This window comes from Pseudomonas macauensis (assembly GCF_047902425.1).
Taxonomy (GTDB): Bacteria; Pseudomonadota; Gammaproteobacteria; order Pseudomonadales; family Pseudomonadaceae; genus Pseudomonas.
The window spans coordinates 1,273,303-1,299,597 of record NZ_CP138377.1; the positions used below are offsets into that span (position 1 = coordinate 1,273,303).

At 63.7% G+C, this 26,295-nt stretch carries 34 protein-coding genes; 23 read left to right on the forward strand and 11 right to left on the reverse strand.

What is annotated here, in order from left to right:
* Nucleotides 1–10: 10 nt before the first annotated feature.
* Nucleotides 11–631, forward strand: a complete 621-nt coding sequence (locus tag SD196_RS05990) for a hypothetical protein (protein WP_416311137.1) — start codon at nt 11–13, stop codon at nt 629–631.
* 6 nt (nt 632–637) lie between these two features.
* Here the strand turns inward: SD196_RS05990 and SD196_RS05995 are convergent, their stop codons facing one another.
* The 11 genes from SD196_RS05995 to SD196_RS06045 form a co-directional block, all read right to left on the reverse strand.
* Nucleotides 638–844 (reverse strand): helix-turn-helix transcriptional regulator, encoded by a 207-nt coding sequence (locus tag SD196_RS05995; RefSeq protein ID WP_416311138.1) that lies wholly within the window; start codon nt 842–844, stop codon nt 638–640.
* A complete protein-coding gene (locus SD196_RS06000; RefSeq protein WP_416311139.1) occupies nt 834–1,382 on the reverse strand; it encodes a hypothetical protein in 549 nt (182 codons plus the stop codon). Before SD196_RS06000 ends, SD196_RS05995 begins: the two co-directional genes overlap by 11 nt.
* Nucleotides 1,379–2,653, reverse strand: coding sequence for a hypothetical protein (locus SD196_RS06005; RefSeq protein WP_416311140.1), 1,275 nt, complete (start codon nt 2,651–2,653; stop codon nt 1,379–1,381). The genes SD196_RS06000 and SD196_RS06005 overlap by 4 nt, the downstream gene beginning before the upstream one ends.
* A 437-nt stretch (nt 2,654–3,090) precedes the next feature.
* Nucleotides 3,091–3,636 carry a phosphohydrolase gene (locus tag SD196_RS06010; RefSeq protein WP_416311141.1) on the reverse strand — a complete coding sequence of 182 codons (546 nt, stop codon included), beginning with the start codon at nt 3,634–3,636 and terminating at the stop codon, nt 3,091–3,093.
* Nucleotides 3,633–4,307 carry a hypothetical protein gene (locus tag SD196_RS06015; protein ID WP_416311142.1) on the reverse strand — a complete coding sequence of 225 codons (675 nt, stop codon included), beginning with the start codon at nt 4,305–4,307 and terminating at the stop codon, nt 3,633–3,635. Before SD196_RS06015 ends, SD196_RS06010 begins: the two co-directional genes overlap by 4 nt.
* 62 nt (nt 4,308–4,369) lie before the next feature.
* Nucleotides 4,370–4,690 carry a pyocin activator PrtN family protein gene (locus SD196_RS06020; protein WP_416311143.1) on the reverse strand — a complete coding sequence of 107 codons (321 nt, stop codon included), beginning with the start codon at nt 4,688–4,690 and terminating at the stop codon, nt 4,370–4,372.
* Nucleotides 4,687–5,148 carry a hypothetical protein gene (locus tag SD196_RS06025; RefSeq protein WP_416311144.1) on the reverse strand — a complete coding sequence of 154 codons (462 nt, stop codon included), beginning with the start codon at nt 5,146–5,148 and terminating at the stop codon, nt 4,687–4,689. The genes SD196_RS06020 and SD196_RS06025 overlap by 4 nt, the downstream gene beginning before the upstream one ends.
* Nucleotides 5,149–5,151: 3 nt before the next feature.
* Complete coding sequence (locus SD196_RS06030) at nt 5,152–5,358, reverse strand: hypothetical protein (RefSeq protein ID WP_416311145.1); 207 nt, start codon at nt 5,356–5,358, stop codon at nt 5,152–5,154.
* Nucleotides 5,348–5,641: a phage antirepressor KilAC domain-containing protein gene (locus tag SD196_RS06035; protein WP_416311146.1), complete on the reverse strand. Its 294-nt coding sequence runs from the start codon at nt 5,639–5,641 to the stop codon at nt 5,348–5,350. The genes SD196_RS06030 and SD196_RS06035 overlap by 11 nt, the downstream gene beginning before the upstream one ends.
* 9 nt (nt 5,642–5,650) lie before the next feature.
* Entirely contained in the window at nt 5,651–6,253 is a 603-nt protein-coding gene (locus SD196_RS06040; protein ID WP_416311147.1) for a hypothetical protein, read from the reverse strand.
* A gap of 252 nt (nt 6,254–6,505) precedes the next feature.
* Nucleotides 6,506–7,312 carry a LexA family protein gene (locus SD196_RS06045; RefSeq protein ID WP_416311148.1) on the reverse strand — a complete coding sequence of 269 codons (807 nt, stop codon included), beginning with the start codon at nt 7,310–7,312 and terminating at the stop codon, nt 6,506–6,508.
* A gap of 14 nt (nt 7,313–7,326) precedes the next feature.
* On the opposite strand from SD196_RS06045, the gene SD196_RS06050 reads away from it, so the two are divergent.
* The 22 genes from SD196_RS06050 to SD196_RS06155 all read left to right on the forward strand — a co-directional run bounded on the left by SD196_RS06050 (nt 7,327) and on the right by SD196_RS06155 (nt 26,289).
* A complete protein-coding gene (locus SD196_RS06050; RefSeq protein ID WP_416311149.1) occupies nt 7,327–7,605 on the forward strand; it encodes a transcriptional regulator in 279 nt (92 codons plus the stop codon).
* Between the two features lie 296 nt (nt 7,606–7,901).
* Nucleotides 7,902–8,411, forward strand: coding sequence for a phage regulatory CII family protein (locus SD196_RS06055; protein ID WP_416311150.1), 510 nt, complete (start codon nt 7,902–7,904; stop codon nt 8,409–8,411).
* The gene (locus SD196_RS06060) at nt 8,404–8,610 is read left to right on the forward strand and encodes a TraR/DksA C4-type zinc finger protein (protein WP_416311151.1); all 207 of its coding nucleotides are present in this window, start codon (nt 8,404–8,406) and stop codon (nt 8,608–8,610) included. Before SD196_RS06055 ends, SD196_RS06060 begins: the two co-directional genes overlap by 8 nt.
* Before the next feature lie 2 nt (nt 8,611–8,612).
* Nucleotides 8,613–10,853, forward strand: coding sequence for a VapE domain-containing protein (locus tag SD196_RS06065; protein WP_416311152.1), 2,241 nt, complete (start codon nt 8,613–8,615; stop codon nt 10,851–10,853).
* Nucleotides 10,850–11,224, forward strand: coding sequence for a hypothetical protein (locus tag SD196_RS06070; RefSeq protein ID WP_416311153.1), 375 nt, complete (start codon nt 10,850–10,852; stop codon nt 11,222–11,224). Before SD196_RS06065 ends, SD196_RS06070 begins: the two co-directional genes overlap by 4 nt.
* A gap of 614 nt (nt 11,225–11,838) precedes the next feature.
* Entirely contained in the window at nt 11,839–12,177 is a 339-nt protein-coding gene (locus tag SD196_RS06075) for a phage holin family protein (RefSeq protein ID WP_416311154.1), read from the forward strand.
* Nucleotides 12,152–12,604, forward strand: a complete 453-nt coding sequence (locus tag SD196_RS06080; RefSeq protein WP_416311155.1) for an HNH endonuclease — start codon at nt 12,152–12,154, stop codon at nt 12,602–12,604. The genes SD196_RS06075 and SD196_RS06080 overlap by 26 nt, the downstream gene beginning before the upstream one ends.
* Nucleotides 12,605–12,731: 127 nt before the next feature.
* On the forward strand, nt 12,732–13,256 hold the full coding sequence (locus tag SD196_RS06085; RefSeq protein ID WP_416311156.1) for a P27 family phage terminase small subunit: 525 nt from the start codon (nt 12,732–12,734) through the stop codon (nt 13,254–13,256).
* Complete coding sequence (locus tag SD196_RS06090) at nt 13,219–15,042, forward strand: terminase large subunit (protein ID WP_416311157.1); 1,824 nt, start codon at nt 13,219–13,221, stop codon at nt 15,040–15,042. The genes SD196_RS06085 and SD196_RS06090 overlap by 38 nt, the downstream gene beginning before the upstream one ends.
* Complete coding sequence (locus SD196_RS06095; RefSeq protein WP_416311158.1) at nt 15,039–15,218, forward strand: hypothetical protein; 180 nt, start codon at nt 15,039–15,041, stop codon at nt 15,216–15,218. The genes SD196_RS06090 and SD196_RS06095 overlap by 4 nt, the downstream gene beginning before the upstream one ends.
* A 2-nt stretch (nt 15,219–15,220) precedes the next feature.
* Complete coding sequence (locus SD196_RS06100) at nt 15,221–16,498, forward strand: phage portal protein (RefSeq protein WP_416311159.1); 1,278 nt, start codon at nt 15,221–15,223, stop codon at nt 16,496–16,498.
* Nucleotides 16,495–17,448, forward strand: coding sequence for a S49 family peptidase (locus SD196_RS06105; RefSeq protein WP_416311160.1), 954 nt, complete (start codon nt 16,495–16,497; stop codon nt 17,446–17,448). Before SD196_RS06100 ends, SD196_RS06105 begins: the two co-directional genes overlap by 4 nt.
* Before the next feature lie 61 nt (nt 17,449–17,509).
* Nucleotides 17,510–18,832: a phage major capsid protein gene (locus SD196_RS06110; RefSeq protein ID WP_416311161.1), complete on the forward strand. Its 1,323-nt coding sequence runs from the start codon at nt 17,510–17,512 to the stop codon at nt 18,830–18,832.
* A 57-nt stretch (nt 18,833–18,889) separates the two neighbouring features.
* On the forward strand, nt 18,890–19,258 hold the full coding sequence (locus tag SD196_RS06115; protein WP_416311162.1) for a hypothetical protein: 369 nt from the start codon (nt 18,890–18,892) through the stop codon (nt 19,256–19,258).
* Between the two features lie 2 nt (nt 19,259–19,260).
* A complete protein-coding gene (locus SD196_RS06120) occupies nt 19,261–19,818 on the forward strand; it encodes a hypothetical protein (RefSeq protein ID WP_416311163.1) in 558 nt (185 codons plus the stop codon).
* Between the two features lies 1 nt (nt 19,819).
* Nucleotides 19,820–20,371, forward strand: coding sequence for a hypothetical protein (locus SD196_RS06125; protein ID WP_416311164.1), 552 nt, complete (start codon nt 19,820–19,822; stop codon nt 20,369–20,371).
* Nucleotides 20,372–20,373: 2 nt separating this feature from the next.
* The gene (locus SD196_RS06130) at nt 20,374–20,973 is read left to right on the forward strand and encodes a hypothetical protein (protein WP_416311165.1); all 600 of its coding nucleotides are present in this window, start codon (nt 20,374–20,376) and stop codon (nt 20,971–20,973) included.
* Complete coding sequence (locus SD196_RS06135) at nt 20,973–21,446, forward strand: hypothetical protein (protein WP_416311166.1); 474 nt, start codon at nt 20,973–20,975, stop codon at nt 21,444–21,446. The genes SD196_RS06130 and SD196_RS06135 overlap by 1 nt, the downstream gene beginning before the upstream one ends.
* Before the next feature lie 54 nt (nt 21,447–21,500).
* On the forward strand, nt 21,501–21,740 hold the full coding sequence (locus tag SD196_RS06140; RefSeq protein ID WP_416311167.1) for a hypothetical protein: 240 nt from the start codon (nt 21,501–21,503) through the stop codon (nt 21,738–21,740).
* 25 nt (nt 21,741–21,765) lie between these two features.
* Nucleotides 21,766–22,512, forward strand: a complete 747-nt coding sequence (locus SD196_RS06145) for a hypothetical protein (RefSeq protein ID WP_416311168.1) — start codon at nt 21,766–21,768, stop codon at nt 22,510–22,512.
* 82 nt (nt 22,513–22,594) lie between these two features.
* A complete protein-coding gene (locus SD196_RS06150; protein WP_416311169.1) occupies nt 22,595–25,894 on the forward strand; it encodes a tape measure protein in 3,300 nt (1,099 codons plus the stop codon).
* Nucleotides 25,891–26,289: a hypothetical protein gene (locus tag SD196_RS06155; protein WP_416311170.1), complete on the forward strand. Its 399-nt coding sequence runs from the start codon at nt 25,891–25,893 to the stop codon at nt 26,287–26,289. The genes SD196_RS06150 and SD196_RS06155 overlap by 4 nt, the downstream gene beginning before the upstream one ends.
* Nucleotides 26,290–26,295 lie beyond the last annotated feature (6 nt).

The window sequence follows — 26,295 nt, forward strand, 5'->3', positions numbered from 1 at the left end:
AGAGATATCTATGTTTGAGCTGTACAGAATTGGACTCTGGGTTAGCGTTGCTCTCTTGGTTGTGATTGTCGGTTTGATGGGATTCTTCATCTCGAATCAATCCGGTGCGAAAGAGCTCTTTGATTATCTGGATCACATAGGGTCCTTCCTCAGCGGGATTAGCGGTGTCGCCACTACAGGAGTTGCATTCGCTGGTGTCGTTGCTTGGAAAAAGCAACTCATCCAAGGAAAGAAGCTCGAGGTGATATGGGAGGCCCAGGTTTCCCTGCGCGAGCTGAGCTTAGAGCTTCAGAACAGTGCAATGATTGCTGTGTTCTCGTCGCCGGGGGGGTGGGGCAGCCGCGAGGCTGAGAAGTTGAATTTTGCTAGGGAGCAGGCGCTGGAAAGGTTCAAGTCAGCTTGCACACAGCTCGAAAAGCTCGTCATTGGTGGCTTTGGGACTTGGAGAATGCAGACGTCCATTATCGTCACCGCATGGTCGGGCTATTACGCTTACGTTCAGCAGCAGGCGCTTAAGGGGGTATGTGTTACCCCGTTAAGCGGAGAAGGGGCGGAGAGGTTCACTAAAGTAATGAAAGTGGTTCACCGCCTCGAAAGGGATCTCGATGCGGTGAGTGACCGGTACTCCTGAGCCTAATCAAGCTGCCTCGGGTTTTGCGTACGCCTCGGGATCATTCATCCATTGACTAATCTCTGAGGCTTTCCAGCCGACTCGGCCAGGGGAAAGGCGGATCTGCCTGGGGAAGCGGCCCGCCTTGATTTCGCGCCACATGGTTGCGTGGGAGAGTGTTGTGCATTCCAGCACCTGCTCCTCGCGTAGGTAGCGCTCCAGCTCAACTGCCATGGGCATTACCTCCCTTCACCGGCGCGGCGGCAAGTACGGTGCCGATTTCCTCGGCCACCGCCCTGGCCTCAGCCACGTCTTCGCTGACATCGTCTTCTTCGAGGTCTTCACCAAGGTTCTCGGTGCATTCGGCCAGGTGCTCGATCTGGCACTGGGCGCGGGACAGCAGCTTATGGATCTCCTCGGGCAACTGCCCGGCCGCAGTCACCGGGGATGTTTGCGCCGGTGAGGCGAGGGCAGGTCGGAACGTATTTTCCCAGTGCAGTACGAAGCGCCACAGCCATTCGCGGTTGACCTCGTCCGTGGCATCGATCATGTATTCGCAGCATGCGTCGAATGCCTTCCGCTCCTCCTGCGCGCAATCTCTTTCGGAGGTCCGCTGAATCTCCTGCAAGTGCTTGATCGCCTTGGCTGCTACGCTCCGAGCGCTCACAGCGCAGCTGCGGGCGTCACGGATCAGCCCCGATACCTCCACGCTGCCCATGAGGCTGTCGATCTCTGCCAGCAGACGCTGCAGTTGGTTGAGTTGGGTGTTCATGATGCGACTCCATAGACATTGCTGCCGGTGCCGTGCAGGCTCTTAGCCATGCTAGAAATGGAGATGGCAGGATGCTGTGTGAGCGGATATGGAGCGGGGTTCGGAAGTACACGACCGTTCCAGGTGTGGTTGTCACTTTCGCTGCTGCGTATTGTCTCGTGCTCGCCATGGAGGCCGGAGAGGTTGGAGCAGCATGGGTGCAGGCAATAGGTAGCCTTGTCGCTCTGGGAATTGCTGTTTGGCTTCCGTGGAAAGAGAGCGAGCGACGTAAGCTCGAAGAACGTCAGAAGGACATCGGTCTCGCTCGCCGGCTGTATTACGCCTCGTTTGAGACAACCTTCACCATCGCGGATTGGTTCGAGGGCGATCATTTCTCGGGATACGAGCACGGTCCTGCGACCGAGATGATGGGGCGTATCCTCGCCCGCCTGAACACCACATTTGACGATGATCATGATCCGAGGCGCGTCTTGCTCGGGCATGAGTTGCGTCAGAACCTTCCGCCTTTGATTGCGTATCTGAATCACTATCAGGCAAAGCAGCACTTGGTGAGCGACGAACTGTTCAGGCTTTTGTCCTACTACCGAACGATGTGTGATCGATGCTGGGAGCATCTTCGGGAGGTCGAAAGTAGCCTTCCGGAAAGCGAGCAAACGCAGTGCGTTCACAAGTAGCTTTTCGATCCAGAGTATTTGCATTGTCATGATCAGACAGAGTTTTGCGGCAAAGGGATGGCCATGCTTCCAGACGAAATCACAATCAAACTGAGCCCGCGCAGCATGCTTAAGTGGGTGCTCCTGTCGCCCCTGGTGATCCCGCTTGGCTGGTGGGTATGGACCTGGCCCTGGGGTAGCAGCAACGCTCCAGCTTGGGTGCAGGCTGTTGGATCCGTCGCGGCAATAATCACGGCTTTCCTGGTGGCAAACAGAGTTCACCGGATGGAGCGAGCGGCTATTCGTCTGGAAGGCTTGGAGGCCGAGGCCCGCGCTGCTCGGCTGGCTGAAAGTGCGGTCTATGAGGCGGCAGTTGCCTTGGAGCTGGTTCTGCAGGAGTGCAGAAACTTCGGTTTCCACCAGGTTCGGCCTGCTCACCTTATTGCCCTGGAGGACTCGCGGGAGTTCATCAAGCAGCTGATGCTTCAGCCCACGGATAGCAGGATTGTGAGCAGCCTTTTTATCGTCAGGAAGGAGCTTTCCGATGCGTCCTTCTTGATTAGTGACTGGACAGATCTCGGCCCCGGTCAAGAGCACGTGGAAGCTCTGCGACGGCATGTGGGGACAATCCTCAGTTGCCGCACCTCGGTCGACTTGGCTTATCGCGATTGTGCTGCGCGCGCTGGGATTCCTCACATGCAGCGCGTCGGCGTCTAGGTGCTTATACCCCACGACAAGCTGCGCGTGCGGCGCGATTGGGGAGCGAAGCGTTGCAGCATCTTCTGCGCCTCGGCGCACGCGTGTCGTGGGGTATGCGACCCCCGCGCGGGCTTGGGCTTTGGGTAGGAATATGCCTGCTGCTGCGCAGCAGAGGCTTTTTATGGCGCCACCCTCGTGCATCGAGGGGTGGCCTGCGAGACTCAGAGTCAGCAGGGTGCGACGTGCCAGGCCACCGCCGCGCTTTCGCGCGGCCGCAGCTTGAGTGCCCGTGGTGGCGGGTGCCAGGGCGCCGCCCTGGTCTTGTGCCGCTACGCGGCGAGCCGGGTGGATGCGGGTCATGCGGCAGCCCTCGCGCGGTGGGTAGTGGCGAGCAGCTGCAGCAGGTCCTGCCAGTAGCGCAGGCGTGCCTCCTCGGATGACCAAGCCCTGATGAACTGCTGAATGGGCTGGGTGCCGGCAAGGCATTCCCACTCGTCCTGATGCTCGGGCATGAGGTCGCGGCGTTCGGTTGCGAGCGCGATCATGTCGGCGTCGTGGATGCAGGCCGGCAGCACCGGGTCGATGTCGAAGCGGGCGCAGATAGCGTGCCAGATGCGATGCTCAATCTGGCGCAGCTCGGGCACGGCCTGTTTCAAGGGGCGCACGATATCGCCTATGTAGGCCTCGGTGGCATCGTGGAGCAGGGCCGCTAGCCTGTGCTCGTCCGGCACGAGGCAGGCGACGATGATGCAGTGCTGAGCCACGCTGTAGAAGGTTCCGCAGTGGCCATTGAAGCGACACTGCATGGCCAGGCTGTGGGCAATGTCTTGCGGGTGGACCATACCGCTGTTCGGTTCGAGGATGTCGAAGCGTTGCCCGCTGTTGGTAAGGATCCAGCTCATGCCGATGCCTCCAAGGTTACCTGGTGGTTCTGCTCGATCTCGTTGCTCTGCTCCATGGCATCGCGCAGCAGGTCGCGGATGTGGTTGTAGCCTTCGGGCTTGCCGGCCAACAGGAAGCGGAGTTCGCCGTATTCGAGTTCGGTGTGGGCGGTCGCTTCTCGGTCCAGCCACTCGATCAGCTCGGTGTCCGGGTGACGGTGCTGTGTCGGTGCCGGGCGGTTCGCCAGGTCGGTTGCATAGGCGGCGAACGCTCTGGCGAGCCGCGCATGGTCATGGGCGCGCATGCCGGCGAACGTGTCGGCGGCGAGGGTGAGCTTTCCGGCGATGCCATGGAGGGTTGTCCGGTCCTCCTCGGTCAGCGGTTCGACGCTGGCCAGGCGGTCGTGCAGTTCGCGGATGACGGCGGCGTTGTCATCGGCCTCGATCCGGATGTTGGCTCGCAACGCTGTGATTTCTCGGTCGCGGCAGTCGAGCAGGCGCTGGGCTTCGGTCCGTTCAATACGCTGCTGCTGGAAGAGGGGACGCCAATGGTCGGTCGCGCTACGGCGGCCATCTACGTAGCCCTTTTCCTCGCCTGCCTGGTGTCCGGACCAGTAGGCAACGCCGGCTGCGAGGGCGACGAAGGCCAGAATCGCGCCTGCAGCGATGAGTTGCATGGTGGTGAGTTCCATGGTGGTTCTCCTCAATGGTTGCGGTGCTGTGGTGGCAGCAGTCGCAGTCAGGTGGTTTTCCGTTACTCGTCTTGCTTATTCAGGCGTTTGCCCAGGTCCTCTACGGCTTGCTGTGAGCACTGCTCGATGTGGGCGGCGAGGTGGTGGATCTCGACGTACCGCATCGCTTTCCGGCTGTCGTCCAGGGTGGTTACCGGGATCGGAAGCCGTTCAGTCCCAATGACTGACTTGAAGTTCTCGCTGTTGAGGTTGCGGAAGTAGCGCGTCCGGATCTGCTCGATGGGGATCAACACTTCCCCGAAGATCTGGTACAGCAGCGCCACCGTTGATGCCTTCGCCTGGGGGGCCAGGTGAAGCTGCAGCTGTGGCTCGGGTTGGCTCATGCGGTCTCCTTATGGCGTTTGCTGGGAAGGTGTCGGAGCGGGCTGCGGTTCGCCTCGCGGGGCTTCTTCTGCCGCTCTGCAGGCGGCTTGGCGTAGTCCTCGATCTGCTGCCGGAGCTGGCCCAGCACCCGTGCCGCGTTCGGGCCGAACCCGGTAAAGCGTGGTTGCCCACCGCCACCGGCTTCGATGGACGCGAACAGTTCAATACCGTCCAGGCCCGGCCCGATACGCAGGTTGGTGCGGTGGGTGAAGCCCTCGCCGAGTTCCTTGGTCAGCAGCGCGGCGGCGCTGGCAAGCTGCAGGTGCTCCAGTTGCAGGGTGGTTTGGCCCTTGGGCCCGAGGTTCGCGGCGGAGGCGGCGAGGGCCAGGTGGCTGGCGATGACTTCCGTCGTGCGATGCTCATCGGGCATGCGCAGAAGGGCCACCAGGGTGTCGTCGAAAAGCTTCATGTCCTTCATGGGTCAGCCTGTCGTTTGGTTGCGTTGGGGATGGTCCCAGGCGATCACCAGGTGCGTGCGGATCAGTTCGCGCCATTCGGCCGGGGTGTTGGCGAGTGCCGCGCGACGCTCCTCCAGCGCTTGGAGCCGGAGGATTGCGGCGGCGTACTCCCTCGGCCGGCGTGGACAGATGGCCTCGCCGTCGATGATCAGGAACGGCTTAAGCGACATCGCGTGGATCCGGTGTGGCCGGAGGCATGGCGCGCGGGAGCCCGAGCTGGTCGCGCAGCCAGTTAAGGGCGGCCGGGCGCACGCGAGTGCTGCGGCTGTATTGCATGCCGAGTCTCGGGTGATACCAGCTGCCGTCGTGGATCCAGAGGTAGAGCCGGTCCCGCATGGGGTGCGTCGGCAGTCGGTCGGCGTTCAGCAGGCCCTTGTCGCGCATCAGGGTGATGAGCTTCGGTCGGGTGATGCCCAACGCCTTGGCTGCTTCCTGCAGGTCCATATCGCTCATGGCGGCCTCCTATGCAGCTTTCGCCGGCTTGGGAGTGGCCAGAGTGATCAGGTGCTCGACGGACTCCTGCAGGCGCTTGGCGCAGTAACTGTCGGTCTCGTTCCTGATGGTCCAGCAGACGGTCCTGGGGCGCCGTGCACCGACACTGAGGATCGTGCAGATGCCGGGGGTGTTGAAGGTGCGATGCACCATCACCAGCACGGGGTGCTCTAGGCCGACCTTCAGCTCCAAGAAGCCGCCGCGGCGGACGAGGCCCCGGATGGATTCCTGCTGTTCCGTGTCCAGCGGGGACTCAGGCGCGATGACCTGGCGCAGGATCCTGGGTGGTGCTGGCTCGGCTGAGTCGACGCGGCTATTGGTGATCGCGTCGATGAAGTCGGCCAGTTGCTGCGCCTTTTCGCTGCTGCGGGTATTGAGAGTCAGCGAGTGGCGCTGTCCGCCGATGGTGATCACGGCCTCTGTGGTTTCCAGGCCGCGCTCGACTTCGAGAACCAGCTCGATCTGCGCCTGACCGTAAGCGGATCGGCAGGTGTGGCGGAAGCGGCCGTTCAGCTCCAGTTGGGCGGCGATCAGGGTCAGGGAGTTGTCGGAGAGGGTGAAGGGGATGCTCATGCCGCGTCACCTCCGCAGGGCGGTGGGGTGGTCGGCTTGGCTTGGAGCTTCGGGCGGGAACTACGGACAAAGCGTGCGCCAGATGCGAGTGCGGCGCGGCGCAACTCGAACACGCGGTCAGTGGAACAGAAGGGGAGTACGTGGAGTGTTGCTGTATGCATGATTGCCTCGGCTCTTGGTGGAGAGACGAGGCAAAGCTACAAGCGATCCTGTAGCTCGGTCAACAGTTTTGTTTGTAGATGGTTGTGGCTTTTACAACTTCTGGACTCGCCACACGGCCTTGCCGCAAATGTGCCACTCTTCGGTCATGCGGATATAGCGCGGTTCCCAGCTCGGGTTTAGCGCCTCTAAAAACCACTCGCCTTCCTCGCACTGCAGGCGCTTGAAAGTGACCCTGTTCGAGCCTGTCAGTTTGGCGGCGACAAAGTCACCGACCTGCGCTTCGATGGATGGATCTATTACGACTCGGTCACCACTGTCGAAGCTGACCGAGCCGTTAGGGTTTTTCATGCTGATGCCTTCGATGATGAGCACGAACGCCCCTGGGCCAACGGGCCCCGGCGAGTCAATCCATTCTTCTGCATCACCGGGCTGGAATAGGTCGATTGCTTCGACCCATGTGCCTGCTGCGATTGAGCCAACCACTGGCAACTTTCTCCCTGTCGGACCTACTACTGTGGCCTTCTCGCCGTAGGCGATCACCGTCTCCTTGACCATGTTCGGGCCTGGATATGACGGGTCCACTGCCTGGGGCGGAATGCCCAAAACGCGTGCTATTGGGGCCAGGTATTTGGAGTGCTTGGTCTTTCCCTTCTCTATCGCGGCATACGACTGCTGCGTGAAGACCTCACCGCCCAAGAGTTCGCGCACTCCCTTGGCTACCTCGGATTGAGACAGCTTCAGTTCTTCGCGTCTTCTGCGGAATAAGGTGGCGATGGCGGCTTGGCGTTCAGTTGGCGTAGTCATGTAGGCAACGCTACAAACGCTTTTGTTGGCGTTCAAACAAAAGTGATTGTTGCTTGTTAACAGTTTTGTTTGTAGATTGGGGCTCAGCTCCATTCGAGGAAACCTCCATGTCAACTCGTGAACAGATGAAAAAAGCCTTCGAGCGGGCAATCAGCGAAGCCGGCGGCCAGTCTGAGCTGTCGCGCAAGCTTGCGGTCTTTGGGGTGCATCTCTCTCAGCAGATGCTCTCCCATCACCTCCGCAGCAGCGGGCTTTGCCCGGCTGAGGTGGTGCTGAAGGTTGAGGCGCTGACGGGTGTCAGCAGGCACGACCTTCGTCCGGATGTCTTTGGCCCAAAGGTCGTTGACTCGGAGGCGTTGATGCTCGCTCAGATGCAGGCGGCTTAACGCGAGATTCCCGAGGGCACTTCACCAAGGTGCATCGGGGAGCGCAGAGGGGGCGACCAGGCTATGACCGCCCCCTCTGCGCGAACCAAGACACGGATGTCTTGGGTTGCCTGCCTCTCCACCACAGATCAGCAGGCTATTTCGGCAGGGTTCTCGCGGAGCGAGGGCCTTGCCTGGGGTGCGGCGGTCTCTCCACCAAGATCAACCGTCGCAAGTGACCACCTGACGAGTGACCACGCCGCAACTGTAACAACAGGACGCGGCGCGGTCACTGGCAGACTTTAGGAGTAATTGCCATGGGCCGAGCCCGTTTTGGACAGAACGAGCGTGCGCGCCGGACTCTGTTGACCCTCCCGCAAGCGCTGTACCACGCAACGAATGACTATCCCGGCGGAGCTACCGCCATCGCCGCCATCGACGGCACCAACGCCACCACCCTGAACCACAAACTCAGCCTCACCAACACTACTCATACCCCGAATATCCGCGACCTGGACCTGATCCTGGATGCGACCCGCGATCCGCGCATCGTGGAGGCGATCTTGCACCCCATTGGCTGGATCGGCATTGACGTGTCCGACCTGCGCGAGACGGATACGCCCAGGGCTCTGCTCGCTGGTATCAGCGAAATGCTCAGCCGTGAGGGTGAGCTGACTCAGCACCTATCGGAAAGCCTCGACGACGACGACCTGAACGACGACGAACTGGCCAAGTTCGAGGCGCTGACCGAGCGCCTGGTGCAGGCGGTGTTCAAGCTCGGCGCCGCAGTGCGCAAGAAGCATGCGGAGGATCGCGCCCATGGCTGACATCGCGGATATTGCGAACGACAACATCCTGCTGCTGAATGAAGTGCGCCTTGCCTCGCGCAAGCCTGCCGAGGTGCAGGTGGCCGAGGAGTGCGAGGACTGTGGCAGTGAGATCCCCGAAGCCCGCCGGCTTGCCCTGATCGGCCGGGACTGCATCCGTTGCATCGACTGCCAGACCATTCATGAACTGAGGGGGTGAGCATGTCGAACAAGCACGAGTTGCTTGATGACGTGCTCGCCCAACTGGTCGACGGCGGCCTGGAGCCCGAAACGCCGCTTGCCATTGGCATGCGGGTTCGTTGCCGCGCGAGCGGCGACAAGGGCAAGACCAAGACCGGTTTCTACGTCATCTACGAACACGTCAACGAGGGGCGCACCTTTTACGCGGGCGCCTTCGGATCCTGGCGTGAAGGTGAGAAGGGTTCCTTCCACAAGCTCAAGCCCGTAGGCGGACGAATGAGTGAGGATGACCGCAAGGTGATCCGCGCCCGCGTGGAGGCCGCCCAGCAGGCGGAGCAGGCCAAGCGTGTCCGCCGGCAGGCTTCGGCCGCGCGCCGCGCCCAAGGGATTTGGAAGACCCTTCCGGAAAAGGGGCGTTGCAGCTACTTGGAGCGCAAGCTGGTGGTGGCGTTGGGCCTTCGCTTCGGGCGCAAGCCCGACACCGCTTTGGTCCCGATGTACCTGGTCAACGGCAAAATGGTCGGCCTGCAGGTGCTGCTCGGTGAGCCGGATGAGGAGGGCCTGACCAAGCGCTATTGGCCGCCCGGCTTGGAGAAGCAGGGGGCTTTCCACCTGCTCGGGCCGGAGCCAGGTCCAGGCGAGACCGTGCTGGTCTGTGAGGGGTACGCCACCGGCGCAAGCCTGCACATGGCAACGGGCCTCTGCGTCGTCGTGTGCTTCGACGCCGGCAACCTGTTGCCCGTGACCGAGGCCCTGCGCGAGCGCTTCCCGGCGCGGCGCTTCGTCTTCTGCGCCGATGACGACTGGAAGACCACCAACCACAAGGGCGAGCCTTGGAATCCCGGCATTGAGAAGGCGGAGCACGCGGCTCACTTGGTGGGCGGTCGCGTGGTGTGCCCTGTCTTCTCGGGGGAGCGCGAGGAGAAGTGGACCGACTTCAACGACCTGCACGTCAGCGAGGGGCTGGATGCAGTTCGCCGCCAGGTGATGGCGCTGGTGAAGCCACCGGCCGATGCGGAGTGGATGTTTTTCCTCCAGCGCACGCCGAAAGGCGCCCTGATGTCACACGTCTACAACGTGACCTTGATCCTGCAGAACGACGAGGAGTGGGCCGGAGTGATTGGTGAGGACGTGTTTGCCGCCCGCACCATGAAGCGCAAGGCCGCGCCCTATGGTGGTGGTGTGGGGGAGTGGAGCGATCTGGACGACACCCGCACGGCTAACTGGATGGCCGAGAAATACGGCTTGCTGGTGAAGTCGGTGCAGGTGCTGGAGGCGGTCGCCGTCGTCGCCCATGACAACCCGTTCCACCCGGTGCAGGACTACCTCAAGGGGCTCAAGTGGGACGGCAAGCCGCGCCTGTGTTCCTGGCTGCGGGACTACCTCGGCGCGCAGATCCTCGCAGATAACCCGAAGTACCCCGACGTCATGGGGCTGCGCTACCTGGTGTCAGCGGTCGCGCGGGTGATGTCGCCCGGAGCGAAGGCCGACTGTGTGCTGATCCTCGAAGGCGAACAGGGTCTACGCAAATCCAGCTCGCTCGCGGTGCTGGGTGGGGACTGGTTCATGGATACGCCAATCCCGCTGGGCGACAAGGATGCCTATCAGTCGATTCAGGGTATGTGGATCGTCGAGCTAGCCGAGCTGGATGCGCTGAACAAGGTGGAGAGCACCAAGGCCAAGAGCTTCTTTGGCGCGTCGACGGACATTTTCCGCCCCAGCTATGGGCGCAGAACGATCCGCCTGCCACGCCAGTGTGTTTTCGCGGGTACGACGAACCAGGATGAGTATCTGCGCGATCCCACCGGCAACCGGCGTTACTGGCCGATCCTCTGCATGCGGGTGGATCTCGCGGGCCTGCGTGAGGTGCGCGATCAGCTGTGGGCGGAGGCCTATGCGCTGTATCGGGACGGCGAGCCTTGGTGGCCTCAGGACGATGAAAAGGCGATGTTCGAGGGTGAGCAGGACGTGCGTTTCACTGGCGATGCCTGGGAGCCGCTGATTGTGAAGTACCTGGAGACGAACATGTGCGAGAGCGTCGGGAGCGAGGTGCTGCTGGAGAAGGCCCTGAACATTGAGCCCAGCCATATGGGCAAGCCCGAACAGACCCGGCTCGGCCTGGTGATGCACCGCATCGGCTGGAAGCGTCGTCGTATGGCGCCGCAAGGTCGCTACGGTGTCCGGCCCTACGCCTACGTCAGGCCTGACAGTTGGAAAGCCAAGGGGCAGATGGCCCTGGCCGAGCGGGAGCCGGTCGTATGATCAAGTACATCGACGAAGCCCTGCAGCTGTGGGCGGCGGAGCTTCACCCGCCGGAAGGGGTTGCCGCGCTCGGGGGTGGCGGAGGAGGGAGCATGCTTGCTACCCTGATCGCCTGCCGAGGGGAGCTGATCCGCTCCACCCGTGGTAGCCGAGTTCTGCTCGACGAGTCAGCCGAGATCGAGCTGATCGTCAACAAGCTGTTGCCGGACAAGGAACGACAGGTAGTGATCGAGCGTTACACGAACTACGACAGCCTGGAGCGTCAACGCTGGGATGCCTGCGGATGCAGCAAGGACCAGTTCTACCGACGACTCCACAAGGCGCACCTCCTGATCGAGGGGCACCTGATCAACCGGAAGCGCGCCGCATGAGGCGCGCTTTTCGTTTGTGTCCCACCTGCCTCACCCCGCCAATCGAGGTGGGACTGCTGGAAGCCCCGTCCCGCCTGCCCGTGTCCCACCTCCCCACCTGTCCACGAGTGCCGCGCGCTAGGCGCGTGTGAGGCGCGCAGAGGTGCGCGCAGCGTGTGTACGCGCTCGCGCGTATGCGTATATAGAAAAGATTCACTTTAGGTGGGGTAGGTGGGACACACTTAGAGAGAGTAGGGCTTGAGGGTGACTCACCTTGAAAAACAGGTGAGTCAGGTGGGACACAGCGCCTGCGGCGCTGGAAGCCAGATTGAACTATTAGCGGCGGATTCGTAGGACATTCGCCGGACGTTCACCCCTTATTGCTGCCGTGGCAGCTCGGACGCATTGTTGCCATGCGAAAAAGGGGGTACAAAGTCGCTAATTTCGTAGAGGTCCGCGAGCAGCGAGCCTCCCTCCAAACCCGGCCACCGCGCCGGGTTTTTTGTTTCTGGCGCTTGGGTTCCCCGCCCTGGTCACCGCGCCACGCCGGCCCCGTGCCGGCACCTACCCCTGGCCCGCTGATAGCGCGCCGGTTCTGCCCCCAGGATTGGGGGCGTCTTCTTCGAGGAGTCGACATGCCGTCCGAACAGCAAGCCCTGGCTGAGATGCCACTGTGGGTTGTGATCCTGCTCGCCATCGCTGGTGGAGTCAGCGGTGAACTGTGGCGCGCCGACAAGGCAGGCCTGAGTGGTCGCGCCATCGCTCGCCGCCTGGTGCTGCGTTCCGGTGCGTCGGTGGTCTGCGGTGTCGCGGTGCTGTTCCTGGCCCTGGCGCTCGGTGCCCCGCTGATGTTGGCCTCGGCCATCGGCAGTCTGACTGCCGCTGCCGGCGCGGAAGTGGCGGTCGGGTTGTATGAGCGCTGGGCGGCCAAGCGAATCGGTGTGTGCGATGTCCCGCCCAAGCCAGAAGGCTAAGCCGCTCAGCTCGGCGGCCAAGGGCTACGGTCACCGCTGGAAGATGGCGCGCGCCGATCACCTGCGCCGCCATCCGTTGTGTGTGTTCTGCCTGCGCGAGAAGCGCAACACGCGGGCCACCGTCGTTGACCACATCGTGGCGCACCGGCTGGCCGATGCGAAGGCGAGCGGTGACCCGGATCGGATCGCTCAGGCATGGAAGCTGTTCTGGGATCGGGATAACTGGCAGTCGCTATGCAAGACCTGCCACGACTCGACCAAGCAGCGGATGGAGAAGTCCGGCCGCATCCTGGGCTGCGATGACGATGGTCGGCCGCTGGATCCTCGCCACCACTGGAACCGACCTGGTGCCGGGCCGCCTGGTGAAAAGTCGCAGGGGAAGGGGGGGGGAAAAACCTCTAGATCCACTCACCCTCGAACGACGTAGGGAACTCGGTGTGCAACGCCGGGAAAAATGGAGGGGGTGGGGGTTCAATTTTTTACACCAGAACGCCCGCCAATACTAGCCCGGAGCCCGCGCCATTCGCGGGCTTCGGCGTTTTCAGGAGGTGCCCATGGCTGGGAATGCCAACTCGGGCCGGCCAGCCCTTCCGGCAACGGTCCACATCCTGCGTGGCGACCCCAGCAAGCGGGGCATGGCTGCGCTGCAGGCGGAAGCGCAGGCGCCGGCTATCCCGGTACAGGCTCCGCCGAAGCCGGAGTTTCTGAGCGAGGAGGCGTCGGCGGAATGGGATCGCGTGGTCGAGGCGCTGCTTGCGCTGGGCTGGATCAGCACCCTCGACGGTATGGCGCTCGCCACCTACTGCGAAGCGGTAGGCGACTGGCAGCGTTTCCGCCGCAAGATTGCCGACCTGAACGAGCAGATGGACGGGGCCGGCGACGTGCAGACCTTCCAGAGCGGCGCCAAGCAGCTGTCGGTCTGGCGGCAGCTGGCCAACGATGCCGAGCAGCGAGCGAATCGCGCAGGCGCTCTGTTCGGATTCTCTCCGGTCGCGCGCCGCGCGATGAAGGCGCTGACGCCTCAAGGGGAGTTGTTCAACCATGCAGAGCGAGACGCTGCAGACAAGTATTTCAGCTGACTGCCGTGTGGCGGGCTTCGCCCGCGCCGTACTGGCTGGCGAGATAGTCGCTGGCCCGGATGTGCGTGGCGCCGCTCGCCGCCACCTGCAGGATCTGGATACCGGCCACGAGCGTGGACTGGTCTGGAATCAGGAGGCCGCCGACCGCGCCATCGGGTTCTTCGAGGACGTGCTGTGCCTCAACGGCGGCGAGTTCGAAGGCCTCCCGTTCCTGCTCGCTCCCTGGCAGGCGTTCGTCGTGGGTAGCCTGTTCGGCTGGTACAAGGACAGCGGGCACCGGCGCTTCCGGATTGCCTACATCGAGACCGGCAAGGGCTCGGGCAAGTCGCCGTTGGCCGCCGGGATCGGCCTCTACGGGTTGGTGTCGGATGGTGAGCAGCGCGCGGAGATCTACGCGGCGGCCACCAAAAAGGACCAGGCGCAGATCCTGTTCCGCGATGCGGTGAGCATGGTGAACATGTCACCGAAACTCGCCTCGCGCCTGGTGCAGTCCGGGCAGCACGAGAAGGTCTGGAACCTGTTCTACCCCAGCACCAACAGCTTTTTCCGCTCCATCGGTTCGGACGAAAACAGCCAGTCGGGGCCGCGCCCGCACATCAGCCTGCTGGACGAGGTGCACGAGCATCGCACCCCGGCAATGGTGAACATGATGCGCGCCGGCACCAAGAACCGGCGCCGCGCCATGGTGGTGATGATCACCAACTCGGGCTCGGACAAGAACAGCGTGGCCGGCCAGTACCACGAGCAGGGCAAGCGCGTGTGTGCTGGCACCGAGCAGGCCGATACGTTGTTCGTCTTCATCTGCTCGCTGGACAAGGGTGACGATCCGTTCAAGGACGAGTCGTGCTGGCCCAAGGTCAACCCCTCGCTCGACTTCATCGTCGAGGGGCAGACCGATGGGATCCCTGGCCGAGTCTACTTGCGCGAGCAGGTGGAGGAGGCGAAGGGGCTGCCCGCCAAGGAAGCGGTAGTACGCCGTCTGAACTTCTGCGAATGGACTCAGGCCGATTCGCCGTGGATCGGCTGGGACGTCTGGAGCCAGGCCGAGGAGCGGGTGCCCATGCGGGTGCTGCGCGACCGGCCGGCGGTGGCCGGGTTGGACCTGGCGAGTACCACTGACCTGACGGCATTCGTGTTGCTGTTCTACCCGGTTGAGTGGGATCCGCATTGGCGGCTGCTGCCGTACTTCTGGATCCCCGACCACAAGCTGGCCGACCGCGAGCGGCGTGACAAGGTGCCTTACCTGGCGTGGCTTGCGGCGAAGCATCTGGAAACCACGCCGGGGCGGGCCATCAGCAAGCTGCATGTGCTGCGGCGGCTGGCAACCATCTGCGCCTATTTCGACGTGCGGAAGATCGCCTACGACCGTTGGCGGGTCGAGGATCTGCGCGCGCTGATGGAAGAGCACGACATCGAGCTGCCGGAGCTGGCGGCGTTCGGTCAGGGCTTCAAGGACATGGGGCCGGCGGTTGATGAGTTCGAGCGCCGCCTGCTGGGGCTTCCGCTGAAGGGTGACGACGAACCCGACGAGGATCCGGAAGCGGATCTGCTGGCGGAGTTCGAGCCGGTGGAGACGCTACGCCACGATGGCAACCCGGTGCTCACCTGGAACGCCGGCAACGCGGTCACGGTGTCGGACCCAGCCGGCAATCGCAAAGTAGACAAGGCCCGAGCAATCGGGCGAATCGACGGCATCGTGGCCTCGATCATGGCGGCAGGCGTCAGCGGCACGGCCGCCCCTGTCGAGAGCGAATCCGTATACGACCAGGTAGGTGTCGGGATATGAAACTGCTGATTCTGGCTTGGATCGCCGGCTTGCTGGGCTTCGCCCTGCTGGTCGGGGGCGTTGCCATGATGCACCGCCCGGCGGCGCTGATCGTGGCGGGTGTTGGTCTGATGGCGTGGTCGCGCTTGGCGGATAAGGCCGCTGCTGCGCTGCACGCCAAAACCGAGGGGAGCTGAGCATGTTCTTTTCCAATGTGCTCGGCGCCGGAAAGGGCAACCTGGTCGACGTGAAGGGCGGCTTCTGGTCCAGCCTGTTCGGCTCTGGCGGCGGCAATAGCGCCGGGGTGGTGGTCACGCCCGATACAGCCCTCGGCGTGCCGATGCTACAGAACTGCGTGACGCTGCTGGCCGAGAGCGTCGCGCAGCTGCCGCTGGAGCTGTACCAGCGAAAGGAGAAGGGACAGCGCGAGGCGGCGATCAATCACCCGCTCTACGACGTTCTGCGCTGGCAGCCCAACGGCTTCCAGACGCCTTTCGAGTCGCTGGAGTGCCGGCAGATGGCGGCGGGCTTGCGCGGCAACAGCTACAGCTTCATCGACCGCCGCGACGATGGCAACGTGATCGCGATCTGGCCGCTGAGCAACGACAAGGTGCAGACGCTCAAGGGCGCCGACCTGCTGCCGTACTACCGCATCAGCGGCGCCGAGCAGCCGCTGCCGATGCGGATGATCCACCACGTCCGCTGGTCGACGAACAATCACTATGTCGGGTTGTCGCCCATCGAGCTGCACGCCGAGTCCATCGGCATGGCTCAGGCGATCCGCCAGTACACCGGCAAGTCGTTCGCCAACGGCGTGGCGGTTTCGGGTGTCATCGAGCGGCCGCATGCGTCACCCGCGATCAAGGATCAGGCCACGATTGACCGCATCACCGGTCAGTGGGGAGAGAAGTTCGGCGGCATCGACAACGCGAAGAAGGTTGCCTTCCTGCAGGAGGGTATGACCTTTAAGCCGATCTCCCTGAGTCACGTCGACGCGGAAATCGTCAACTTGATGAAGCTGGTGGGCAACGACATCGCGAGGATCTACAAGATCCCGCTGCCGATGCTCAACGACCTGGAGAAGGCCAACTACAACACCATCGAGCAACTGCTGATCCAGTTCGTGGTGTTCGCCTTGCTGCCGTGGGTGAAGCGGCACGAGCAGGCCATGATGCGCGACTTCCTGCTGCCGCAGGACCGCCGCAACTACTTCATCGAGTTCAACCTGTCGGGTCTGTTGCGTGGCGACCAGAAAAGCCGATACGAGGCCTATGCCATCGGTCGCCAGTGGGGCTGGCTGTCGGTCAACGACATCCGCCGCCTGGAGAACATGCCGCCGGTGATTGGCGGTGATGTGTACCTGCAGCCGCTGAACATGGTCGATGCCTCGAAGGGCATGCCCGACCTGAACAACCCCAATGTGCGTGCGCAGCTGGAGCTGCAGCAGCGCGAGATCGAGAGGATCCTGGCGCAATGAAACAGTACCTGCGAGCCGCCAACCTGCTTTTCAACCAGCCGCTGCTGGTAACGCCCGACATGCTGGATCTCGCCGTCCGCTGGGCCAACCAGGCGATGAACCTCAACATCATCAACATCGGCACGGCAGTCTCCGACAAGCTGTGGCACGACGATGACGATGACCATTACGCCGCCCGGATGGAACGCATGGAGGAGCAGCGCCGCGCGGCCATCGGCAAGACCGGGGTGGAGGTGATCCCGGTGCATGGCGTGCTGGTGAGCCGTGGCAGCCACCTGAACGCCTGCGAGACGATGACCAGCTACGAGGATCTGCGCGCCCAGCTCAAGCAGGCGGTGGCGGATCCTCTGGTCGAGCGCATCGTGCTGGATATCGATAGCCCCGGCGGTGCGGCCGTCGGCGCCTTCGAGCTGGCCGCCGACCTTCGCGCGATGAGCCAGATCAAGCCCACCACCGGCCTGGTCAACTTCATGGCCTACTCCGGCGGCTACCTGATCGGTAGCGCCTGCAGCGAGCTGGTGGTGAGCCAGACCAGTGGCGTTGGCTCCGTCGGCGTCATCGCCAGCCACATGGATCGCTCCGCGATGGAGGAGAAAGCGGGCGTCAAGGTGACGACTGTCTACCGGGGCGCTCACAAGAACGACCTGAGCCCGCATGAACCCCTGACGGACCAGTCCATGCAGGTGCTGGAGGCCATCGTGCAGGAGAGCTACGAGCTGTTCGTCAACGCCGTGGCCGAGTATCGCGGCCTCTCTCCGGAGCAGGTCATGGCGACCGAGGCCGGGCTGTATCGCGGTAAGCAAGCAATCGCTGCCGGTCTCGCCGACCGCCTGCAGAGCCCACAGGACGCCGTGGACGAGATCTCGCGGGCTGTCGCCATGAGCCGGGCCAGCCGGCAGGGCAGCCTCGCTGTGCGCGCCAAGGCCGCCGCCATTCAATCCAATCTCTGACCGCGTTCGCGGCAGTAACCGAGCCCGCCTAGTGCGGGCTTTTTCATGCCCAGGAGGCACTATGTCCCTTGTACTTCAAATGCGTAGCGAACGCGCCTCGCTGAACACCCAGCTGCAGGCGCTGGCCAAGATCGAGGCCGACGGTGGCACGCTGTCCGCCGAGCAGCTGACGCAGTTCGCCGAGCTGGAAAGCCAGATCACCAGCCTCTCCGAGAAAATCAGCCGCGCGGAAGCGGCCGAGCGCGCTGCGGCCTCCGCTGCGGTGCCGGTCGACGAGGGCGCCGCCGGCAATAACTCGCCGCCGGCTGGCCGGGTCGAAGGCCCCTACGGCAAGCCCGTGAAAGGCGCCAAGATGGCGCAGATGGTTCGCCTGCTGGCGTCCGCGCAGGGCAACCAGCAAACGGCCGCCCAGCTGGCCAAGGATGGAGGCTTCGGCTCCGACGTGCAGATGGCGCTGTCGGTGGTCACTCCCGGTGCTGGCGGCACCCTGGTGCCGGAGAACTTCTCCAGCGAGGTGATCGAGAGCCTGCGGCCGCAGTCGGTTGTACGCCGCATGGGGGCAAAGAGCCTGCCCCTGAACAACGGCAACCTGACCCAGCCGCGAATCACCGGCAACACCGTGGTCACCTACATCGGCAGCGACGACGACATTGCCCTGACCGGCATGACGTTCGCCGACACCAAGCTGGCCGCCAAGAAAGCCGCCGCCCTTGTGCCGATCTCCAACGACCTGCTGCGTATGGCCGGTGTGAATCCGCGCGTTGACCAGCTGGTAGCCAACGACCTGACCGTCAGCATGGGCCTGTCGCAGGATCTGCACTTCATCCGCTCCGACGGCGGCTCGGGTTTGCTCCCGAAGGGCATGCGCTACTGGGCGCTGCCGCAGAATCTGCGCCCAGCTCCGGCTTCGGCGGGTATCAACCTGCAGGGCCTGGACCTGTTCCTGGGCGGCATGATGCTGCGCGTGGAAACCGCTAACGTCGACATGAAGGAATGCGGCTGGCTGATGCCGCCGCGCGTGCTGCGCTGGCTGCAGACCCTGCGCGACGGTAACGGCAACAAGGCGTACCCGGAGATCGAGCAGGGCTTGTTCAAGGGCTACCCGGTTGGCCTGAGCAACCAGATCCCGACCAACCTCGGCGCCGACGGCGACGAGACCGAGATCTACTTCGTGAACTTCGCCGACATGATGATCGGCGAGGACATGGACCTGGTGATCGATCTCAGCAAGGAAGCGACCTACAAGGACGGCTCCGGCAACATCGTGAGCGCCTTCCAGCGCGACCAGACCCTGATCCGCGTGATCGCCAAGCACGACTTCGGCCCGCGTCACGTCGAGTCCATCGTGGTGGCTACGGGCGTCGACTGGGGCGCCGGCATGTGATCCGCAGCCCCGTCCTAGCGGCGGGGCTCAACCCTGTCTCAGATCGAAGGTGATCCAATGAGCGAAAATATCCCTGTGCGCTTCGTCAAGCCGTGGCGCTCGTTCTTCAAGGATGACGTGGCGTGCTTCCCCGATGATGTCGCGGAGGAGCTGGTCGGCGGCGGTGTCGCGGAATACCACAACGCCGGTGCAGCGTCCGAGCCAGCGGCGACTGCGCCGCGTCCCTCCCGCGCTCCGCGCGCCCGAGCGAAGGCGGCTGCAGCGCCGCAGCCTTTGGCCTCCACGGGCACCGTCACCGATCCGATCGATCCTCTGGCCGGCGGCGCCCCCGAAACTCCAGCACCTGGTGCTGAAGGTGCTGAAGGTGCTGAAGGTGCTGAAGGTGGTGAGGGTAGCAACGGCGTCGACGACGAAGAGAAGCCCTAACCATGGCCCGGCGTATCGCTTACATCGGTGATGCGCCGATCACCCTGGCGGACGTTGCGCTGCAGTGCCGGGTTGAGGTCGACGACCTACACCCCGAGCAACTGTTGATCGAGCAGGTCATTGTTCCAGGTGTGATCGCGCAGGCCGAGGCGCGCACCGGCGCGGCGATCCGCGAAGCTGAGTACGAGGAGGATTGGCCGGAGGGTTACCACTCCGGCCATGCCTTGGACGTGGGGCAGGCCTTCGAGGTGGTTTCCGTCTCGCGCGTGCTCGCGGACGGATCCACCGAAGACCTCACCGCGCCGCGCTACCTGAGCCGATCTCAGCGGGAGAGCTTCCTGCACTTCGGTGAGGGGCGCCCGCCGGGCCTGCTGCGGATCCGCTACAAGGCGGGTCTCGACCATGGGGCGTACCCCGGCCCCAGGCTCTGGCTGCTGATGAGCGCAGCCACGGCCTATGAGTTCCGGGAAACCATGGTGGTCGGCACCATCCTGGCCGAGTTGCCGTCGTCCTTCCTCGACTCGCTGTTGAGCGAGATCGAAGTGCCAGCGAGGTTCTGATATGCGTGCGGGAAATCTGCGCTACCGGGCGGCTGTGCTGGACCTGTCGGACACCCTGCAGGCGGTGGAGGTTTGCCGCCGCTGGGTTGGAATCCGCAGCAAGGAAGGCACCGCGGCTCCGCCTGCCGTCGGCTTGCGGGCCAGCGTGCGAGTCGAGGTGCGGGCGCGGTTCAGCCCGGAGTTGGTTGCCGGGCGCTACCTGAAGCACGGCGGCCGACTGCTGTACATCAACGACGCCCGCGACTTCACCGGGGAGCGCGCAGAGCTGCTGATGAGCTGCGACGAGCTGGTAGGAGTGCCGGCGATGTTGAAAGCGGCACCAGCGGCAGCGCAGGTGCCTTGCCGGGTGTTCCTCGCCCACGGTGTCAAGCGTGTCGGTGACAACCTCGGGTTGAACGCCTACAGCACGCAGCTGGAGGCGGCGGTGATCGAAGTCGGCCGTCCCCAGCCGGGGGCGGAGTTCGTGGTGGGTGGTGCGACCTGGCGCGTCACCGGCCTGGTCGAAGATGACGACGACCGCATCGTGCGGCGGATGTGGGTGAGGCGCGTATGAGCATGACTGTCTCCATGCAGGGCTTCGAGGGTGGCGCCGAGCGTTTCGGCATCGACCCGAAGAAGTACCTGCGCATTGAGATCAACGCGATCAACCGCGCCGGCCGACGGATCCGGCGTGTCCTGCTGGTCGAGCCTATCTCGGCCGCCACCGGGATCCGCCAGGCGATTCTGCACGACCGCATCAGCTTCCGGACTGCGACCAGCAACGTGCCGCAGGGTCGCATCGTCCCGTCGTCGCATGGGATTCCCGCTCGTTGCTACAAGCACCGGGCAGCGGATCCTGACGGCACCGGGACGCGGGCGCGGATTCTCGTCGCCTGGTGGCAGGGAGAGAAGGTCGCCGCCGGCTTCATCAACCCGCGCAGCAAGCGGCGCCTGCCGCTGGCAACGCGAAGCGAGAAGGTCCGGAACATCGGGCCGAAGACCCGGAACAAGCACATCAAGACCTATCGGTACTCGTGGGGCCCGGTCCCGCAGAACGCGCAGGGGCCGTCCGCTGCTGCACTGATGGGGGCCGCAGTCGACGACGCGCGCCACGCTCTCGCCTCGGAGATCCTGGCCGAGGAATTCAACCTTGGACTCGATGGGGTGCTTTTCTGATGGCCGTCATCATTCACGCCACTGCCATCACGGATGAGCTGGTGGAGCGCCTGCGGTCGATCACCCTGGCCAACGGCTACCCGATTGAGATCCGCACGATCCTGCGCGGTAAGTCCATGGAGGACTGCCCGGACTCGGTTCCGCTGCCGACGGTCTCCGTGCTGCTGGCGGCGAGCAGTCAGGCGAACTCCGATAGCCCGGCGCCGACCATGCCGGGGCGTCGGGAGCGACAGCTGGTGCTGGAGCTGATCCTGGATTTCGCCGACTACGCAGACCGGGAACGGGATGTCGTGTTCGACCAGGCGGAGTGGTCAGTGACCAAGGCTGTTGGTGGCTTCGTTCATGGCCGCGCTCTGGCTGGCAAAGTCTTCTCGATGTCTGTCGCGGATGTCGAGTTCGACTATCCGACCCCGGCCCACACCCTCGGCGCCATGCGCCTCACCGTCGCGGTGGGGTACGTCGAGCGCTACTGATTCACCACCGACCCACCAGGCCGCCTACGGGCGGCCTTTCTTTTGGAGGCACCCATGCCGGAAGTCAACGTGATCAAACCCTTTGCCTATCAGGAGCCCGGTGCCAAGGCCCGCGTGGTCGAGGTGGGCAAGCAGCCGCTGTCCGAGGCCTGCGCTGCGCATGCTCGCAGCATCGGTGCCCTGGAGAAGGAGCCCGAGCCCGCTGCCGTGGCGCCCGCCACCGAAGGGATCAGCGCCGAAGAGCCCGCCGCCGAGGTCGCCCACGAAGAGCGCTCGGCCAAGCCGCGCAAGTAAACCCACCCATCCATAGGAGATCCACATGATTCTCACCCCGGACCGCTCTCTGATCGGCTACGGCCCGCTGGAGTCGAAGCGCTACCAGGCGCAATCGGGTTACAACGAGATCGGCAACAGCTCCGATCTGAAACTCGCGCACGCCACGGAAAAGAAGTCGCTGCCGAACTACCGCACCGGTGTCGGCAACAACAACAGCAAGACCCGCATCACTGCGGTGACCGGCAGCTTCACCCTGTACGACTGGACCCCATCCGCCCTGGCCTTCGCGCTGAACTCCGCAGTGCGTGGTGTCACCGCCGGCACCGTAACGGATGAGGTACACCCCACGGCAGGCACGGCAGGCGAGCACATCGTGCTGAACGATCTGCCGGATCCCACCCAGTCGTTCACCGTGAAGACCGCTGCGGATCTCGCGTTGGTTGCTGGCGAGGACTACCTGGTGACGCCATACGGCCTGCAGGTCACCAGTGGCAGCAAGATCGACGAGACCGGCATCAAGGTGACCTACACCAAGATCAAGGCCGATGTCATCGAGGTGTTCGCGGGCGCAAGCCTGGAGCATTCGTTGCACTTCTCCGGCCTCAACGACGCTCAGGACGGCAAGCCCTACGACGTGACGCTATATCGCGCCAAGTTCGACGTGGTGCAGGAGCTGCCCATCTCGGGTACTGGCGATTACCACCCGCTGGCGATCACCTTCGAGGCACTGGCGGACATCACTCGCGTCGGCGCTGGCCTGTCGCAGTTCTACACCATTCGCCAGGTCTGATGGCCTGGCAGGGCCAGGGAAGGCCCACCCCTGAATTCTCAGGCCTCGCGGATCGCGGGGCCTTTTTGTTTGTGAGGCCGCTATGGCAATCAAGGATCGCCTGATTCAGATCACCCTTGCCGCGCGCAACCTGTTCAGCGGCGAAGTCGAAAAGAGCAGCGCCGATGTCAGAGAGCTGCGGGAAGAGACCGAGCGGCTGAAGAAGTCCCTGGAGGATGACAGCCGCAGCCGGTCCATGGTGCGCAATCTCCGCGACACCCGCACCGCCTCGGCGGATCTGGAGCGCGCGATGCGCGATACCCAGGCCACCGTCGACGATCTGACCCGCGAGTTTGGCGACAATGAGCACGCCACGGCGGGCCAGCGCATCGCTCTGCGGGAGGCGCGCAAGGCTGCGGATGACGCGGCTCGCGCCTACAGGACCAACCAGACGGCTGTCCGCAACCTCACCGGCGCCCTGACGGCGGCCGGTATCAGTACCGAGGATCTGCAGGGCGAGGAGCAGCGTCTGACCCAGGCCATTGACCAGGGCAAGACGGCGCTCGGCGAGAAGCGCACCCAGCTGCGTGATGTGATTGCGGCAGAGAGAGCCGCAGGCCAGGCCGCCGACGAGCATCGCTCGCGGGTCGATGCCGTTCGCACGGCGATGGTCTCGGGGGTGCGTCAGGCGGCCCTGTACGCAGCCGGCTTCATCGGCGTCGAGGCTGCTATTGGCCTGGTGCGCAGTGGCATCGATGCGGTTCGCGGTGGCATCGCGTCGATGCTGCAGACCGGCGACCGCTTCGAGAACCTGCAGAATCGACTGGCCGCCCTCATGGGGTCAGTGGAAGGGGGGCAGAAGGCGACGGCCTGGATCAAGGCCTTTGCGAAGGACACGCCGCTGCAGCTCAGCGATGTGACCGATGCGTTTGCCTTGCTCAAGGCCTACGGCATTGACCCCATGAACGGGTCGCTGAAGGCCATTGAAGACCAGTCCGAGAAGCTGGGCGGTGGCATGGAGCGCCTGGAGGGCATCTCCTCCGCTCTCGGTCAGGCCTGGGCCAAAGAGAAGCTGCAGACCGAGGAGATCCTGCAGCTCGTTGAGCGTGGCGTGCCGGTATGGGACATGCTCGCCAAGGTGACCGGAAAGAACACGGCGCAGCTGCAGGACCTGGCCACCAAGGGCAAGCTCGGTCGTGACGTGATCAAGGCCCTCATCGATGAGATGGGGCGCAGTTCCGAAGGTGCCGCTGCCAAGGCCATGGGCACGCTGACTGGCCTGCTGAGCAACCTGAGCGACACCGCGACCGACTTCCTTGATCGGATCTCCAAGTCCGGAGCCCTGGAGTACGCCAAGACCCGGCTGAAGGATCTGTCCACGACCATCGCTCAGATGGATGGAGACGGCCGTCTGGATCGCTTGGCGCGGGCGCTGTCGGATGCCTTCGTGGTGGGCAGCCAGAAGATCCTTGAGTACATCGGCAAGCTCGGGGATGTTGATTTCACAAGCCTGGTGAAGAAGGCGGAGAACGTCGCCAAGTCCATCGGTCCTGCTGTTGATACGGTGGCCACCACCGGAAAAGTGGTAGTCGGCACGCTGACGACGGTATGGAACGGGTTTTCCCTGTTGGTCAGCTCCACCGCTGCGGCGCTGACGAAGGCGCTGCAGGTCACTATCGGCAACCTTGCACTCGGTGCCGGGCAGATCGCCGGGTTCTTTGGCGGGTCCGAGATCCAGGGCAAGGCAGAGGGGCTTTACACATTCCTTGGCGACCTGAGCCAAGGCTATGTCGATCAGGCAAAAACGGACCTCGGGCAGATCCAGGAAGCCTGGGATTTTCTCAATGACAAGGTGGAGTCCTCGGCAAAGGAGCAGACCACGACCACCAGCACCGAGCTGACTGCGCAGCAGCAGCTGTGGCAGGCACATGCGGATCACCTAGTTGCCAATCAAGGGAAGATCGCCGGCGGCTTCAAGGATGTGGCGGGGGCTATCGCGGCCATCGGTGCGGCAAAGTCGGTGCAGGAGCTGGAAGCCTTGCGTGCCAAGCTGCTGGAGTCGAGCCAGGCGGGCACGCTCAGTCAGCAGGACTATGCGAATGCCACGGGCTTGCTGAATACCAAGCTGAAGGAGCTGAAGGGGGCGGCAGGGTCTGCCGCTCTCGGTGTCTCCGATCTCAGCACCGGGCTGGAATCGCTCAAGGATGTGCAGGACGCCATCAGCAACGCCAAGACCTCGGTGGACATTCAGAACATCCGTACCGCCCTGAGCAAGCTCTACAACGATGGAACGATCAAGGCGCGGGAGTTCAACCAGGAACAGACCAGGCTGGCGGAGAAGGTCAAGGAACTCCGGCAGGCCGGTGCCGACGGTGGCCAGGGGATGGAGGACCTGGCCGAGAGCACCGACAAGGCCACCAAGTCCCTTGAGGAGCAGCGTAAGGAAATCGGCGCCAATATGGAGGCCAGCCGTAAGGGCTCTAAGGATGCCAAGGCGGATATGGAGGCCTTCGCTGGCTTCTTCGGCAGTGTGATGACCCAGGCGCGGCAGCCCCTGGCACAGCTCAGCGCTGAGGCCTTGGCGGCGTTCGACGCCCTGCGCGGCATTTCCAGCACGGACATCGCTATCGACACGAGCAGCCTGGATGCGACCAGCGCATCCATTGGGCGCGTGATCAAACAGTTGGAGGGGGTAAAGGCGTCGCTGAACCAGGTGGGGCTCGACGGCCTCTCGAAGTGGGCGTTGCAGCAGCAGCGGGACAGCCTTGAAATTCAGGCCGGCTACCTTGGCCAGAAGGCCGCCCTGCAGCGCCTGCTTGATGGCGTCGACAGCGGCAAGATGAAGCTGAAGGACTTCCTCTCTTCGGCCAAGGCGGCCCGCCAGGGGATGAGCCTGCTCAACGATTCGGACATGCGCACGTTGGAGAGTGCCATCGCTTCGGCCGAGGAGAAGGTCAAGCAGTTGGGCGAAGGGTCAAAGACCACCCTGGCCAGCTTGCGCGAGGAGTTGGCGGGGCTGCGCGGCGAGCAGGAAGCGGTGGATCGGTCCCGGTTTGCCAGTCGTCGCTCGGAGCTGCAGCAGCAGTATGCCGAAGCCCAGGGTAGCGGCGACCTGAACGCGGTGAAGAACCTCGCCGATGCCCTGGCCACGCTGCGCCAGATCGAGGTAGAGACCAATGTGAAGCGGCAGCAGGAGGAGCAGCAGAAGCGCGTCGACGCGCAGACCGCTGCTCGGGATGCTGAGGCCAAGCCGGCGGGATCTGCTGCCAGCCCGGCGGCCGAGCCAATGAAGATCATTCGTCTGGAGACGCCTCGCGGGCCGGTCAACGTGGGTGTGGAAGACGATGGCACGGCGCTGCTGGGCACCCTTGAACAATTCGGATTCAGGACGACGACACGATGATGCTCGATTCCGTAGCGCTGGATGACCAGTTCGAGTGGGTGGACGAATTCGACTGGGACCCGGTCGCCCAGGTGCAGGAGCGCTCCGTCACCGGCGTGCTGCTGGTGCAGGAGGGCGTCAAGGTCCATGGCCGGCCAATCACCCTGCAGTCGAATGATGGGGTCTGGACGCCACTGTCTGTGGTCCGGCAGCTGGAGATCCTGCGGGATCAACCAGGCCGCGTGATGCCGCTGGTGCTGCCGGATGGCCGGGAATTCTCGGTGATCTTCGACCGTACCAACGGTGCGCCGCTGTCGGCCAAGCAGGTGTGGCGCAAAGTGAACCCTGGTCCTGATGATGACTACGACGTGAACCTGCGGCTGATCACGGTGGCGCCGCCACCGCCAGCCCCCTGACGGGAG

Bases quoted from the DNA above. Each gene is read 5' to 3' on its own strand.
- SD196_RS05990 (WP_416311137.1), top strand. From the start codon at position 11: ATGTTTGAGCTGTACAGAATTGGACTCTGGGTTAGCGTTGCTCTCTTG.
- SD196_RS05995 (WP_416311138.1), bottom strand. From the start codon at position 844: ATGGCAGTTGAGCTGGAGCGCTACCTACGCGAGGAGCAGGTGCTGGAA.
- SD196_RS06000 (WP_416311139.1), bottom strand. From the start codon at position 1,382: ATGAACACCCAACTCAACCAACTGCAGCGTCTGCTGGCAGAGATCGAC.
- SD196_RS06005 (WP_416311140.1), bottom strand. From the start codon at position 2,653: ATGCCGTCGCAGAGCTTCCACGTGCTCTTGACCGGGGCCGAGATCTGT.
- SD196_RS06010 (WP_416311141.1), bottom strand. From the start codon at position 3,636: ATGAGCTGGATCCTTACCAACAGCGGGCAACGCTTCGACATCCTCGAA.
- SD196_RS06015 (WP_416311142.1), bottom strand. From the start codon at position 4,307: ATGGAACTCACCACCATGCAACTCATCGCTGCAGGCGCGATTCTGGCC.
- SD196_RS06020 (WP_416311143.1), bottom strand. From the start codon at position 4,690: ATGAGCCAACCCGAGCCACAGCTGCAGCTTCACCTGGCCCCCCAGGCG.
- SD196_RS06025 (WP_416311144.1), bottom strand. From the start codon at position 5,148: ATGAAGGACATGAAGCTTTTCGACGACACCCTGGTGGCCCTTCTGCGC.
- SD196_RS06030 (WP_416311145.1), bottom strand. From the start codon at position 5,358: ATGTCGCTTAAGCCGTTCCTGATCATCGACGGCGAGGCCATCTGTCCA.
- SD196_RS06035 (WP_416311146.1), bottom strand. From the start codon at position 5,641: ATGAGCGATATGGACCTGCAGGAAGCAGCCAAGGCGTTGGGCATCACC.
- SD196_RS06040 (WP_416311147.1), bottom strand. From the start codon at position 6,253: ATGAGCATCCCCTTCACCCTCTCCGACAACTCCCTGACCCTGATCGCC.
- SD196_RS06045 (WP_416311148.1), bottom strand. From the start codon at position 7,312: ATGGAGCTGAGCCCCAATCTACAAACAAAACTGTTAACAAGCAACAAT.
- SD196_RS06050 (WP_416311149.1), top strand. From the start codon at position 7,327: ATGTCAACTCGTGAACAGATGAAAAAAGCCTTCGAGCGGGCAATCAGC.
- SD196_RS06055 (WP_416311150.1), top strand. From the start codon at position 7,902: ATGGGCCGAGCCCGTTTTGGACAGAACGAGCGTGCGCGCCGGACTCTG.
- SD196_RS06060 (WP_416311151.1), top strand. From the start codon at position 8,404: ATGGCTGACATCGCGGATATTGCGAACGACAACATCCTGCTGCTGAAT.
- SD196_RS06065 (WP_416311152.1), top strand. From the start codon at position 8,613: ATGTCGAACAAGCACGAGTTGCTTGATGACGTGCTCGCCCAACTGGTC.
- SD196_RS06070 (WP_416311153.1), top strand. From the start codon at position 10,850: ATGATCAAGTACATCGACGAAGCCCTGCAGCTGTGGGCGGCGGAGCTT.
- SD196_RS06075 (WP_416311154.1), top strand. From the start codon at position 11,839: ATGCCGTCCGAACAGCAAGCCCTGGCTGAGATGCCACTGTGGGTTGTG.
- SD196_RS06080 (WP_416311155.1), top strand. From the start codon at position 12,152: ATGTCCCGCCCAAGCCAGAAGGCTAAGCCGCTCAGCTCGGCGGCCAAG.
- SD196_RS06085 (WP_416311156.1), top strand. From the start codon at position 12,732: ATGGCTGGGAATGCCAACTCGGGCCGGCCAGCCCTTCCGGCAACGGTC.
- SD196_RS06090 (WP_416311157.1), top strand. From the start codon at position 13,219: ATGCAGAGCGAGACGCTGCAGACAAGTATTTCAGCTGACTGCCGTGTG.
- SD196_RS06095 (WP_416311158.1), top strand. From the start codon at position 15,039: ATGAAACTGCTGATTCTGGCTTGGATCGCCGGCTTGCTGGGCTTCGCC.
- SD196_RS06100 (WP_416311159.1), top strand. From the start codon at position 15,221: ATGTTCTTTTCCAATGTGCTCGGCGCCGGAAAGGGCAACCTGGTCGAC.
- SD196_RS06105 (WP_416311160.1), top strand. From the start codon at position 16,495: ATGAAACAGTACCTGCGAGCCGCCAACCTGCTTTTCAACCAGCCGCTG.
- SD196_RS06110 (WP_416311161.1), top strand. From the start codon at position 17,510: ATGTCCCTTGTACTTCAAATGCGTAGCGAACGCGCCTCGCTGAACACC.
- SD196_RS06115 (WP_416311162.1), top strand. From the start codon at position 18,890: ATGAGCGAAAATATCCCTGTGCGCTTCGTCAAGCCGTGGCGCTCGTTC.
- SD196_RS06120 (WP_416311163.1), top strand. From the start codon at position 19,261: ATGGCCCGGCGTATCGCTTACATCGGTGATGCGCCGATCACCCTGGCG.
- SD196_RS06125 (WP_416311164.1), top strand. From the start codon at position 19,820: ATGCGTGCGGGAAATCTGCGCTACCGGGCGGCTGTGCTGGACCTGTCG.
- SD196_RS06130 (WP_416311165.1), top strand. From the start codon at position 20,374: ATGACTGTCTCCATGCAGGGCTTCGAGGGTGGCGCCGAGCGTTTCGGC.
- SD196_RS06135 (WP_416311166.1), top strand. From the start codon at position 20,973: ATGGCCGTCATCATTCACGCCACTGCCATCACGGATGAGCTGGTGGAG.
- SD196_RS06140 (WP_416311167.1), top strand. From the start codon at position 21,501: ATGCCGGAAGTCAACGTGATCAAACCCTTTGCCTATCAGGAGCCCGGT.
- SD196_RS06145 (WP_416311168.1), top strand. From the start codon at position 21,766: ATGATTCTCACCCCGGACCGCTCTCTGATCGGCTACGGCCCGCTGGAG.
- SD196_RS06150 (WP_416311169.1), top strand. From the start codon at position 22,595: ATGGCAATCAAGGATCGCCTGATTCAGATCACCCTTGCCGCGCGCAAC.
- SD196_RS06155 (WP_416311170.1), top strand. From the start codon at position 25,891: ATGATGCTCGATTCCGTAGCGCTGGATGACCAGTTCGAGTGGGTGGAC.